This is a genomic window from Nostoc parmelioides FACHB-3921 (genome assembly GCF_014696625.1).
Lineage (GTDB): Bacteria > Cyanobacteriota > Cyanobacteriia > Cyanobacteriales > Nostocaceae > Trichormus > Trichormus parmelioides.
In genome coordinates this window covers 1-12,344 of the sequence record NZ_JACJQL010000071.1, presented here as the reverse complement: position 1 = coordinate 12,344, position 12,344 = coordinate 1, and the positions used below count along the sequence as shown (strand labels likewise).

The window sequence follows — 12,344 nt, the reverse complement described above, 5'->3', positions numbered from 1 at the left end:
AAACAAGTTGGTGTAGAGACCGGCAAGTCAACTACTAAACGCCAACAGTCATGTCTAACGGCTCGCCTTAACATTCTGACTATCTGAATATAGTGTTGTTGTTCTGGTCGGTTTAGCCTCCTTGATAAATCGATTGAGAATGGTTGTATTTGTACTGTTACCCTTGCTAGGGTAGCATGAAAAGCTACTTCAGACTATTAAATCAGGCTAATATCTTCATTTACTACCTGCTTTGGGTTGTCTGATATCTCAACAACATGGGCATTTCGTCCTTTAAAAACATCGCCCAATAGGTTAGTTATAATTATTTCTCAGGTCTGAGTATCAGTCACTTGTGGGAGCGCAACAGCCGCGCCAACCAAGACATAATGACCCCCAGTAAGTTGGGGGCATGAATTGCACAGCTACTGCACCAGAATGGATCTCACTAAAATACTCATAACTTCACCTGTGTTACCAGTTGGTAAGAGAGGACTCCAATCACCAACCTCAGCATATCTAAGTTGGTGCAGGCTACGAATTGTAGCCACCACAGCTTGAGAAGAACCAATCAGCGTATGTTTGATGGGTTCTCTTTGTGGGGTTGGGGTTACTTGGGAATCAGTTTGATTCGGTGTGGGGTGGTTAACACCTGATAAAAAGTTTTGAGTTGTACTTGCACCCTCTTCAAGTGCTATTGCCTCCGGCACTGCGCTCCGCGCAATCGCTATTGTCTGTTGAGTAATACTCTGTGTCATCATTTATTAGTCTCCCAATTAGGGGGTAAATATAGGCGATCGCTTTTCCGGTTGGCGCTGGGTGCGATCGCTTCTTCGTTGCAACGTGCAACACTCACTATCATACAGCCGAAATAGGATAATCGGATAATAGGATAAACAGCTAAATCAAAATATCCTAAAAAGCTATGCAAAAATTAAGCGGTTGTATGCTGTGCAAGGTTGATGAGTGAAAAGAAAGAATTACGGGGCTATCTTTCTCCAGAGCTAAACCGATTATTTCGGGCAGTAGTAGCCCTCAAAGATAAAAACCTCAGTGATAGCATTGCTGAGGCTATAGAAGATTGGCTCAATAAGCCAGAAAATCAGGAAATAATTAAAAGACATAATTTGAAGCCCGAAGAGTAGCGATCGCTCTTTCTGCCTTAGAGTAAGCAATGTTAAATAGTTAGATTCAATCTCCACTATTCGCCATCATTAATTTTCAGTACGGTATAACATGATTCAGGGAACGCTGTTTGACTCTTCCATCACCTTATCTGAGTTGTCATCCCATTTATGGGAAGCAGCCAATATTTTGCGTGGAAGCCCCGTGGATCGCACTGACTGGAAGAGTTACATTCTGCCACTGCTGTTCTTCAAGCGCATTTGTGACGTTTGGGACGAAGAACGTCAAAAAATGATTGAAGAATACGGAGAACATTTCGCCGACGAACACCGCTTTCAAATTCCTGAAGGTAGCCACTGGCAAGAGGTGCGTGATGCTGCTACTAATGTAGGTACTGTTTTACAAGATGCCCTGCGTAACATTGAAGTTGCCAATCAAAAACATCTGTATGGTGTATTCGGTGATGCTCAGTGGACAAACAAAGAAAAGCTGTCTGATGAAATGTTAAAAGACTTAATTGAACATTTCTCAGGACTTAACCTGACTAACAAGCGCGTCCACAACGATGTCATGGGCGATGCTTACGAATACTTGATTAAAAAGTTTGCTGATACCACTAAAAATAAAGCTGGGGAATTTTACACACCGCGCAGTGTGGTACATCTGATGGTGGATATGTTAGACCCCCAAGAAGGTGAAACAGTGTATGACCCAGCTTGCGGCACAGGAGGAATGTTACTGGCTGCTGTTGCCCATGTACGTAATAAAGGGGGCGATGCACGAACATTCTTTGGTAAGTTACACGGGCAAGAGAAAAACTTAACCACCGCGTCTACTGCTCGCATGAACTTATTCCTTCACGAAGTCGAGGATTTTGTCATTGAACGCGGTGATACTCTGCGTAACCCTGTTTTTACCAACCCCGACACAGGCGGTTTAGCTCAGTTTGATGTAGTAATTGCTAATCCTCCCTTTTCCCTAGAAAAATGGGGACGGGAAGTTTGGGAAACTGACCCTTGGGGACGTGCTTTCGCTGGTCTGCCTACAGATAGTAGTGGTGATTTCGCCTGGGTGCAACACATGGTCAAGTCAATGGCCAAGCCACATGGACGGATGGCAGTTGTGTTACCCCAAGGTGCATTATTTCGTAGTGGGGTGGAAGGACAGATTCGACGCACCCTGCTGGAAATGGACATGATTGAGGCGGTAATTGGACTAGCACCAAACTTGTTTTACGGCACTGGTTTGGCTGCTTGTATACTGGTACTGCGTCAACGTAAAGCTCAAGCCCGTGCAGGTAAGGTATTAATTATTGATGCCTCAACCCTGTTCCGCAAAGGACGCGCCCAAAACTTTTTAGAACCAGAACACGCTGCTGAAATTCTACGTTGGTATGAAGAATTTACAGATGTAGAAGACCGGGCGCGGGTGGTTTCTTTGGAGGAAATTGAACAGGAAGGATGGACACTGAACATCTCCCGTTATGTTTTACCGCCCATAGGAGCAGATATTCCACCCTTAGATGAAGCGATCGCATCTTTTAAAGATGCTTTGGTACAATGCCGGGAAGCTGAGGAACATTTGCACCAAGTAATGCTGGAAGGGGGGTGGCTGGAGTGAACCAACCAATTACACAACAAGCTATAGAAAGTTATCTGTGGGGAGCAGCCACCATCTTACGTGGGTTAGTTGATGCCGGTGACTACAAACAATATATTTTTCCCTTGCTGTTTTACAAGCGACTATCTGATGTTTGGGATGAGGATTTTGCAGGGGCTTTAGCTGACACAGATGATGTTAATTATGCTCGTGACACTGCTAATGATCGCTTTATTATCCCTGATGGATCTCACTGGAAAGATGTCCGCATTGTTGCTAAGGATGTTGGTAAAGCTTTAAACGATGCCATGCGGGCTATTGAAACCGCTAACCCCGGTCGCTTAGATGGGATTTTCGGTGATGCCCCCTGGACAAATAAAGAACGCTTACCTGATTACATCATTAAAAATCTGCTAGAACATTTCTCTACAGTGGTGCTGTCCCTAGCCAATGTTCCTGAAGATGAATTGGGTAATGCTTACGAGTATTTAATTAAACAATTCGCTGATGACAGTGGACATACAGCCCAAGAATTTTACACCAACCGTACAGTTGTACATTTAATGGTACAAATGCTTGCACCGAAATCAGGCGATCGCATTTATGATCCTACCTGCGGTACAGGAGGAATGCTGATTTCCGCATTAACTGAGGTGAAGCGCACAGGTGGAGAACACCGTACCCTCAAGCTTTACGGACAGGAACGCAACCACATGACCGCTTCTATTGCCCGCATGAATTTAGTGCTGCACGGTGTAGATGATTATCAAGTCATGCGCGGTGATACCTTGGAACGCCCTGCTTTTACTGAAGATGACCAACTACGAACTTTTGATGTAGTTCTGGCTAATCCCCCCTACTCTATTAAACAGTGGAATCGGGAAGGCTTTCAAAGTGATCCTTGGCAGCGTAATTTTTTAGGGACACCACCTCAAGGAAGGGCTGATTATACCTTTTTTCAGCATATTTTAAAAAGTCTTGACCCAGCAACGGGACGCTGTGCAATTCTCTTTCCGCATGGGGTATTGTTCCGCAAGGAAGAAGCCGAAATGCGGCAAAAGCTGGTTGAGGCTGATTTGGTGGAATGCGTTTTGGGTTTGGGTCCAAACCTGTTTTACAACTCCCCAATGGAAGCTTGTATTATTGTTTGCCGTAGCCGTAAACCACCAGAACGACAAGGACGGATTTTATTTATTGATGCAGTCCATGAAGTAGCCCGTGTCCAGGCACAAAGTATCCTTAAACCGGAGCATCAGTTACGTATTCTTAGTGTATATCAAAGTTACATTGATGATCCTGGTTTTGCTAAAATTGCTACTTTAGAGGAAATCGCTACCCAAGATTACAGTTTGTCTATTCCGCTTTATGTGCGTAAAAAAACAGCCAATAGCCAAACTGAGGAAGTAAAAACACTAGCTGAAGTTTGGGCAGACTGGGAACAGGGCAGTAGAGCCTTTTGGTTAGAGATGGATAGCTTAGTGGATATGCTGGATTCTTTCTAAATTAATTTATTTACCAAACTGGTAAAGTCTTGCTGAAAGCTAATTTAGCTAAAGTATAAAAAATTTATTTACCAAAACGGTAAAGTATTATTGATATCATAAGTTCTCTGGACATAACAAATTTGTTTACCAAAGTGGTAAACTTGTATTAGTCAAGTCACGAATGGAAATTACCTTCAGCGATCGCAAACTGCAAAACCTATGCGAGCAACAAAACCTAGCGCAAAAAAAATTGGGTGCAAACTGTGCCAAGAAATTAAGAACCCGATTAGCTGACCTTGCTGCTGTTAGTTGTGTCACAGAATTAGTTGCAGGTCGTCCCCATCCCTTAAAAGGAGATAGGGCAGGTGAATTTGCATTAGACCTAGAAGGTGGTACACGACTGGTATTTAAACCTGATAACGACCCTGTTCCTCTGACCGAGGATGAAAGCATTGATTGGTCAAAAGTTACTGCTGTTTGTATTGTTTTCATCGGAGATTACCATGACTGAGACAACCCGAACATTCACTCCAGATTGGGTATCTCCTCCCGGTGATACCATCGCTGACATATTAGAAGAGCGTGATTGGACTCAAGTACAGTTAGCAGAGCGATTAGGCTACACCACCAAACATATCAGCCAGTTGATTAATGGCAAAGCACCTATTAATGAAGAAACAGCCCTGAAGCTAGAACGGGTTTTAGGGAGTACAACAGCATTTTGGCTCAGTCGTGAAGCCCAATATCGTGCTGGTTTAGCACGGATAGAAGAGGAAAACCGCTTAAAGGAGTGGACATCTTGGTTAGATGAGTTACCAGTTAAGGAATTGATGAACCAAGGTGTAATTCCCAAGTGCAATTTAATTCCTAAAAATAAGCCAGGAGTAGTCAAAAGCTTATTACATTTTTTCGGTGTGGCTTCGCCGGAGGAGTGGCGAAGTTACTACGCAGGTATGGAAATTTCTTTTCGTCGCACCCGCGAAGAACAAAGTGATGTTGGTGCTATTTCTGGATGGTTGCGGTTGGGTGAGATAGAAGCAGAAAAATTAGACTGTCCTAAGTATAGTAAACCAAAGTTTGAAAAAGTAGTGCGGGAAATTCGCACTTTGACGGTGTTACCACCGGAGGAATTTGAACCACAGATGCAACAGTTGTGTCGGGAAGCGGGGGTGGTGCTGGTTTTAGTTCCATCAATTAAGAGAGCGCACGTTAGTGGTGTAGCCCGGTGGTTAAATCCCCATAAGGCACTGATTCAACTTTCGCTTTACGGTAAAACCAATGACCGCTTCTGGTTTAATTTCTTTCATGAAGCAGCACATATCCTACTACATGATAAAGAAAATATTTTTCTCGATGAATGGGATAGTGGGGAAAGTTTAGAATCGGAGCCAGAACGCGAAGCAAATCAATGGTCGCGGGAATTTTTAATACCACCTGAGTACGAAGGAGAATTAACGCAACTTAAATCTAAAGCAGATGTCGCTGATTTTGCAGAGCGTATCGGTATTCATCCCGCTATTGTAGTGGGTCGGCTGCAACATGATAATTTAATTCCTCCCTCTTGGATGAATGCTTTCAAGGAGAGTTTTAGTTTTTAGTGGGTATACTAATTGCAAGATGATACAAGCTGATACGTTAAAAACAGGGTGGAAATTGGTAAAGTTTGGGGATGTAGTGCGCCTCAGCAAAGACCGTGCTGCTAATCCAGAAGCAGAAGGTATTGAGCGATACGTCGGACTTGAGCATATTGACCCTGAAGATTTACGCATTCGGCGCTGGGGACTTGTAGCTGAAGGTACAACTTTTACTAGCAAGTTTAGACCTGGACAGGTTTTATTTGGTAAGCGTCGAGCCTATCAGCGAAAGGTTGCAGTTGCTGATTTTGAAGGGGTTTGTTCTGGTGATATTTATGTGTTTGAGAGTGCTAACCCAAACGTGCTACTTCCTGAACTTCTACCGTTCATTTGTCAAACTGATCGGTTTTTTGAATATGCTGTAGGGACTTCAGCAGGGTCACTTTCACCAAGAACAAATTGGACAAGTCTTGCTAAATTTAAGTTTGCTCTGCCACCTTTACAGGAGCAGAAACGAATAGTTAGTTTAATAACTGCATCAGAAGATTTAGTCTGCAATCAGCGACATTTTATTAAATCAGCGAATACGCTATTTCAAAGTTTATTACTCACAAATATATCAGGTGGAATTCATCCACAAGAGATATCAACACAAATAGAAATTACAGATTTAACGCTACCTTTCGAGTGGAAGTTAGTCAATATATCAGAGCTAACTACGGATACTATTACTAAAGGAGCAACGCCCAGCAAGGAAATAACAGAGCAAGATACTGGTATTCCTTTTATTAAGGTTTACAACCTTACATTTGATGGAACATTAAATTTTACAATAAACCCTACTTACGTTACACATGAAGGACATCAACAATTAGAGCGTTCGATAGTATTACCTGGTGATATTCTCATGAATATTGTCGGCCCACCATTAGGAAAAATTTCTAGGATTCCAATAAATTTTCCGGAGTCAAATATCAACCAAGCTATAGTTCGATATCGCCCCTGTAATTACGAATTAGGTATTTGGTTAACTTGGTATTTGCGTTCTTCATGGTCTCAGTCTTGGCTATATAGACGTTCAAAGAAAACATCAGGTCAACGGAATTTAACTCTTGAGCTTTGTCGTAATGTTCCTGTTCCGCTACCACCAAACAATGTTTTGGAAGAGATTATACAAAAAATGTCAAAAATAGAAGAGGTATCTCTTTTGATTCAAAAACGCTTAGAGCTAACATCAGAACTGCATCATTTTATTTATAAAATACTGCTTGATAATTGAGAATGCCTAAATTCAACGAATCCAACACTGTCGAAGCTTTTGTGCGTGATATCATCTGTGGTAAAGTGACCCAAACCACAACAACTCAACCTGGACTATCACGCACAAACAGAAAAATCAACGGTGTCGGTTGGTACTACCTCCCCTCACAATATCTCCCCCGCCAACCGCAAGAAGTCTTCGTTGAAACCTTTGTCCGTGATGCCTTAATCCGCCTTAACCCAGAAATCGCTACCAACCCTAACCGAGCAGAAGAAGTCCTCTACCGCTTACGGGCAATAGTGCTGTCAGTCCGCAGTGATGGACTAATCAGTGCTAACGAAGAATTTACCTCTTGGTTACGGGCAGATCGCACCATGCCCTTTGGAATTAACCACGAACACACAACCGTCCGCCTCATCGACTTTGACAACCTAGAAAATAATCAATACATCCTCACCACCCAGTACACTTACCGCGCCGGGGCAGAAGAACGCCGCGCCGATTTAGTCCTGCTAGTTAATGGCTTTCCCCTTGTCCTCATCGAAGCCAAAACCCCCGTGCGTAAAGCAGTAAGCTGGGTAGATGGGGCATTGCAGGTGCATGACGACTATGAGAAAAATGTTCCAGAATTATTTGCCTGTAACGTCTTCAGTGTAGCTACAGAAGGCAAAGAATTACGCTACGGTTCTATCCGTATGCCTGTAGACCTGTGGGGGCCTTGGCGGCTGGATGATGATGCACCCCCCGCCAGCCTCGTCGCCCTCAGACATACCATTGCTTCTCTACTCAGTCCCGCCGTTGTTCTGGACATCCTTAATCACTTCACCTTATTTGCCACCGATAAGAAAAAGCGTCGCATTAAAATCATCTGCCGCTATCAACAATACGAAGCTGTCAACTTAATTGTTAACCGTGTAGTGGCTGGTAGACCCAAAAAAGGATTAATCTGGCATTTCCAAGGCTCAGGTAAATCACTGTTAATGGTATTGGCGGCTCAAAAAATGCGCCTGCGATCGCAACTGCGTAACCCAACAGTGCTGATTGTCGTAGACCGCATTGATTTAGATGCTCAAATTAGTGCCACTTTCCACGCTTCAGATATACCCAACTTAGTAAAAGCCGAAACTCGCGCAGAGTTAGAACGGTTGCTGAAGCAGGACACACGCAAAATTATTATTACTACTATCTTTAGATTTGGGGAAGCAGAAGGTATTCTTAACCCGCGCGAAAATATCATTGTACTTGTGGATGAAGCCCACCGTACCCAAGAGGGCAACCTTGGTATTAAAATGCGGGCAGCATTACCGAATGCTTTTCTGTTTGGCTTTACAGGTACACCAATTAACCAAAGAGATCGCAATACCTTTTATGCCTTTGGTGCAGAAGAAGATGAGCGCGGTTACATGAGCCGCTACGGTTTTGAAGAATCCATCCGCGACGGTGCTACACTTCCTCTACACTTTGAGCCGCGTTTGGTGGATCTGCATATTGACAAAGATGCCATCGACCAAGCCTATGCAGAGTTAACAGGTGGCTTATCAGATTTAGATAAAGAAACCCTCGCCAAAGCCGTTTCTAAAATGGCAGTGCTGGTGAAAGTTCCAGACCGAATTACCAAAATCTGTGCAGACATCGCCCAACATTACCAGCACAAAGTTGCTCCCAATGATTTTAAAGGCATGGTCGTTACCTATGACCAAGAATGCTGTCTCTTATATAAAGCCGAACTGGATAAACACCTGTCCCCAGAAGCCAGCGAAATAGTCATTTCCGCCACAGGTAAGGATGAACGATTTAAACCGTATCACCGTAGCCGCGACCAAGAAGAAAAACTTTTAGATCGCTTCCGTGACCCCAACGACCCACTAAAAATTCTGGTTGTCACTGCCAAGTTACTCACAGGATTTGACGCACCTATCCTCCAGGCGATGTACCTGGACAAGCCCCTGAAAGCACATACTTTACTCCAAGCCATCTGCCGGACTAATCGCACCTACGGCAATAATAAAACACACGGTTTGGTAGTGGACTATCTTGGCATATTTGATGATGTTGCCCAAGCTTTAGACTTTGACGAGCAAGGCTTCCAGCAGGTTGTTTCTGGAATCACTGCCTTAAAGAACGAACTCCCCGGTGCAGTACAGAAATGTTTAGCTTATTTCCCCGGAGTAGACCGTACCCTTAGTGGTTATGAAGGACTAATCGCGGCGCAGGATTGTTTACCCAACAATGATGTGCGTGATAACTTCGCCGCCGATTACAGTTACCTAGCTAATTTATGGGAAGCATTATCACCTGACCCCATGCTCATCGACTACGAAACTGATTATAAGTGGCTGTCCCAGGTTTACATTTCCGTTCAACCGACAACTGGCATGGGTAAACTACTTTGGCACGCACTCGGAGCTAAAACTATTGAGCTGATCCACCAAAACGTCCGTGTAGAAGCAGTGCGTGATGACCTGGAAGAAATTGTCCTGGATGCCGAATTATTAGAGGTAGTGCTAAATTCCTCAGACCCCAGAAAGAAAGGCAAGGAAATTGAGATTCAAATTGCTCGTCGGCTGCGCCAGCATATTGATAATCCCCGTTTTCGGGCTTTATCAGAGCGTCTAGAAGCTTTAAAAGAACGCCATGAGCAAGGACAAATTCACAGTGTAGCTTTCCTCAAAGATTTACTGGACTTAGCCCGTGACTTGCTACAGACAGAAAAAGACACACCACCGCAGGAAGATGAAGACCGAGGTAAGGCAGCTTTGACAGAGCTATTTTCAGAAGTCCGCAATGAGCAAACACCCAAAATGGTGGAACGCATTGTTAATGATATTGACGAAATAGTACGAGTGGTACGCTTTCCTGGGTGGCAGAAAACCAGTGCTGGTGAACGGGAAGTACGGCAGGCACTGCGAAAAACTCTGTTTAAATATGCCCTCCACCAAGATAAGGAGCTTTTTGAAAAAGCTTATGGTTACATTAGACAGTATTACTGACCAAACAGCATCGGTTTAGGTTATGCTGGCAATCAAACTAGATGCAGAATACCAGTAACTACATGAGCCGGGTAATCGCACTATTCAATCAAGCCGGTGGGGTTGGTAAAACGACCCTAACCATGAACCTGGGCTATCAACTGCAATTGCATAATTACAAAATTCTTCTGATTGACATCGACCCCCAGGCTTCCTTAACGTCTTTTATGGGCATTGAGCCAGAAAGCTTGGAAAAAACTCCCTTTGACGCGCTGATAAATGAAGAACCACTGTTCATCCTAAAAAACCAACATGGGATGGATATAGCTCCTACTAATATCAACCTCAGCGTTGCGGAAATTCAACTGGTCAACATGGATTTTCGTGAAGTCCGGTTGAAAGAAGCTCTTGAGCCAATTCGCCATGAATATGATTTTATCCTCATCGACTGTCCACCCAGTTTAGGATTGTTAAGTTACAGCAGCCTCGTCGCTGCAAGCCACCTGCTCATACCTATTGAAACCCACTACAAAGCTTTTCAGGGAACAAATCTACTTTTGCAAACTATAGCCCAAGTTAAAAAGAGAGGAAACCGTAACTTAAAAATAGCTGGGTTCGTTCCTTCTCGCTATGCCGCTTCCAACTCCCAAGACCAACGCACTCTCAAAGCTATCTCAGAACAATTTTCCGACATCGCCCTCGTCTTAGATCCCATTCCCAGAGCTACAGCTTTTGTAGATGCTTCTGAACAACAAGTACCCTTAGCCATCTACGAACCCAAGCATCCAGTTCTCAAAGTATTAGACAATATAGCCAAAAAAATGGAGCAATTATAATGGTTCGATCCCGCAAAACAGAACAACCCTACAAAGCTAAAGCCAATATTGATGTGTTGATGGGACAAGAGCAACCGTCAATAGAACCACTGCTACTGCCCATCGATTCAATCTCTCTACCTGATGGTCAACCCCGCCGCTACTTTGATCCGGTAAAGATGGAGCAATTAATCCAGTCCATCAAAACTCATGGGGTTCTAGAGAATCTGCTGGTTCGTCCCCTCCCTGACCAAGAAAACCAATATGAATTAGTTGCTGGTGAAAGACGCTACCGTGCTGCGATCGCATCAGGACTCAAAGAAGTTCCTGTTACCATCCGCGAACTGACTCCTGAACAAGCACTGCAACTAGCACTTGTAGAAAACCTGCTCCGAGAAGACCTCAACCCCGTTGAGGAGACAGAAGGTATACTGCAACTCCTGTCTATCCGGCTGAATATGCCAGTAGCAGAAGTTCCCAACCTGCTTTACCGTATGCAACATGAGGCTAAAGGAAAAGTTGCCCAAAACGTTTTGGGCAATGAACAAGGTCAAGCAATCATGGCAGTTTTCGAGGAATTGGGTAAGCTAAGTTGGGAATCATTTGTTTCCAGTCGCTTACCTTTGCTGAAGTTACCAGCAGAAATTTTAGAAGCCCTACAAGCCGGAAAAATTGCCTACACCAAAGCTCAACTGATTGCCAGAGTTAAGGATAAAGAACAGAGACAATCGTTGTTAGAAGAGGCGATCGCAGCAGATTTATCCCTCAGTGAGATTAAAGAACGAGTTAAATCTCTGCAACCACCAACAGACACGGAAACTCCTCAAGCCACAATTCAAGCAGTTACCCGTCGTATTACTCAGTCCAAGGTTTGGGAGAATCCTAAAAAGTGGAAACAAGTGCAGACACTTTTGAAAAAACTGGAGGTCTTAATTACGGAAGAGGACGTTGCTGACAAGATAAATTCTTGAGAACATAGCTGAAATAAATTATTAGTCGTTATCTTTGTTATCAGCAAGATACTGTCGCCCTGCTTTACTAATTTCCCAAACTCCGCGAGGAGAATTACTCTTTACAAACCCTTCTTTCATTAAATGGTAACGGGCCCATTTCGCATTCTTCTGCCATCGTGGTTCTATGATAGTATAAGAGCCTTGTTGATTTATATAATTTTGATAATCAATTCTTTTTAAAGTTCCTTTCATTAATTTTTTTACTTGCCTTAGTACTGTCTTAGTTCTTGCTGACCCACCTAAATCGTCTAAAGCTTTTAAGATTGGCAGTTTGTAATCTTCTTGAGGTGTGCAAATCCCACGAGGTAAACGCCCATAATAACTTCGTTTATTGGGTAAGCTACTGTCCTGATCAATAATTATTTCATCATCATCCGCCTCAAATTCTTCGTCATCAACAATAATTATTTCATCATCATCCGCCTCAAATTCTTCATCCTCAACAATAATTATTTCATCATCATCCGCCTCAAATTCTTCATCCTCAACAATAATTATTTCATCATCATCCGCCTCAAATTCTTC

General features: G+C 43.4%; 11 protein-coding genes. 9 read left to right on the top strand and 2 right to left on the bottom strand.

Annotated features, from left to right (window positions below; genetic code table 11):
- Positions 1–404: 404 nt before the first annotated feature.
- Entirely contained in the window at positions 405–740 is a 336-nt protein-coding gene (locus H6G14_RS27520) for a hypothetical protein (protein ID WP_422394113.1), read from the bottom strand.
- Positions 741–941: 201 nt separating this feature from the next.
- Between H6G14_RS27520 and H6G14_RS27515 the strand changes: the two genes are divergently transcribed.
- The 9 genes from H6G14_RS27515 (at position 942) to H6G14_RS27475 (ending at position 11,777) form a co-directional block, all read left to right on the top strand.
- Complete coding sequence (locus H6G14_RS27515; RefSeq protein WP_190571450.1) at positions 942–1,124, top strand: hypothetical protein; 183 nt, start codon at positions 942–944, stop codon at positions 1,122–1,124.
- A gap of 91 nt (positions 1,125–1,215) precedes the next feature.
- The gene (locus H6G14_RS27510; RefSeq protein WP_190571449.1) at positions 1,216–2,724 is read left to right on the top strand and encodes a type I restriction-modification system subunit M; all 1,509 of its coding nucleotides are present in this window, start codon (positions 1,216–1,218) and stop codon (positions 2,722–2,724) included.
- Positions 2,721–4,205 carry a type I restriction-modification system subunit M gene (locus H6G14_RS27505; RefSeq protein ID WP_338421225.1) on the top strand — a complete coding sequence of 495 codons (1,485 nt, stop codon included), beginning with the start codon at positions 2,721–2,723 and terminating at the stop codon, positions 4,203–4,205. The genes H6G14_RS27510 and H6G14_RS27505 overlap by 4 nt, the downstream gene beginning before the upstream one ends.
- A 163-nt stretch (positions 4,206–4,368) precedes the next feature.
- On the top strand, positions 4,369–4,698 hold the full coding sequence (locus H6G14_RS27500) for a type II toxin-antitoxin system RelE/ParE family toxin (protein WP_190571445.1): 330 nt from the start codon (positions 4,369–4,371) through the stop codon (positions 4,696–4,698).
- Positions 4,691–5,785 carry a helix-turn-helix domain-containing protein gene (locus H6G14_RS27495; RefSeq protein WP_190571442.1) on the top strand — a complete coding sequence of 365 codons (1,095 nt, stop codon included), beginning with the start codon at positions 4,691–4,693 and terminating at the stop codon, positions 5,783–5,785. The genes H6G14_RS27500 and H6G14_RS27495 overlap by 8 nt, the downstream gene beginning before the upstream one ends.
- Before the next feature lie 19 nt (positions 5,786–5,804).
- Positions 5,805–7,040, top strand: coding sequence for a restriction endonuclease subunit S (locus H6G14_RS27490; protein ID WP_190571441.1), 1,236 nt, complete (start codon positions 5,805–5,807; stop codon positions 7,038–7,040).
- Positions 7,041–7,042: 2 nt separating this feature from the next.
- Positions 7,043–10,012, top strand: coding sequence for a type I restriction endonuclease subunit R (locus H6G14_RS27485; RefSeq protein WP_190571439.1), 2,970 nt, complete (start codon positions 7,043–7,045; stop codon positions 10,010–10,012).
- Positions 10,013–10,053: 41 nt separating this feature from the next.
- Positions 10,054–10,827 (top strand): ParA family protein, encoded by a 774-nt coding sequence (locus tag H6G14_RS27480; protein ID WP_242053838.1) that lies wholly within the window; start codon positions 10,054–10,056, stop codon positions 10,825–10,827.
- A complete protein-coding gene (locus tag H6G14_RS27475; protein WP_190571437.1) occupies positions 10,827–11,777 on the top strand; it encodes a ParB/RepB/Spo0J family partition protein in 951 nt (316 codons plus the stop codon). The genes H6G14_RS27480 and H6G14_RS27475 overlap by 1 nt, the downstream gene beginning before the upstream one ends.
- A 21-nt stretch (positions 11,778–11,798) precedes the next feature.
- Here the strand turns inward: H6G14_RS27475 and H6G14_RS27470 are convergent.
- Positions 11,799–12,344, bottom strand: a 546-nt coding sequence (locus tag H6G14_RS27470) for a winged helix-turn-helix domain-containing protein (protein WP_190571435.1), incomplete at its 5' end; no start/stop codon positions are given.

Coding starts and splice junctions, on each gene's coding strand:
- H6G14_RS27520 (WP_422394113.1), bottom strand. CDS start 740: ATGATGACACAGAGTATTACTCAACAGACAATAGCGATTGCGCGGAGC.
- H6G14_RS27515 (WP_190571450.1), top strand. CDS start 942: ATGAGTGAAAAGAAAGAATTACGGGGCTATCTTTCTCCAGAGCTAAAC.
- H6G14_RS27510 (WP_190571449.1), top strand. CDS start 1,216: ATGATTCAGGGAACGCTGTTTGACTCTTCCATCACCTTATCTGAGTTG.
- H6G14_RS27500 (WP_190571445.1), top strand. CDS start 4,369: ATGGAAATTACCTTCAGCGATCGCAAACTGCAAAACCTATGCGAGCAA.
- H6G14_RS27495 (WP_190571442.1), top strand. CDS start 4,691: ATGACTGAGACAACCCGAACATTCACTCCAGATTGGGTATCTCCTCCC.
- H6G14_RS27490 (WP_190571441.1), top strand. CDS start 5,805: ATGATACAAGCTGATACGTTAAAAACAGGGTGGAAATTGGTAAAGTTT.
- H6G14_RS27485 (WP_190571439.1), top strand. CDS start 7,043: ATGCCTAAATTCAACGAATCCAACACTGTCGAAGCTTTTGTGCGTGAT.
- H6G14_RS27480 (WP_242053838.1), top strand. CDS start 10,054: ATGCAGAATACCAGTAACTACATGAGCCGGGTAATCGCACTATTCAAT.
- H6G14_RS27475 (WP_190571437.1), top strand. CDS start 10,827: ATGGTTCGATCCCGCAAAACAGAACAACCCTACAAAGCTAAAGCCAAT.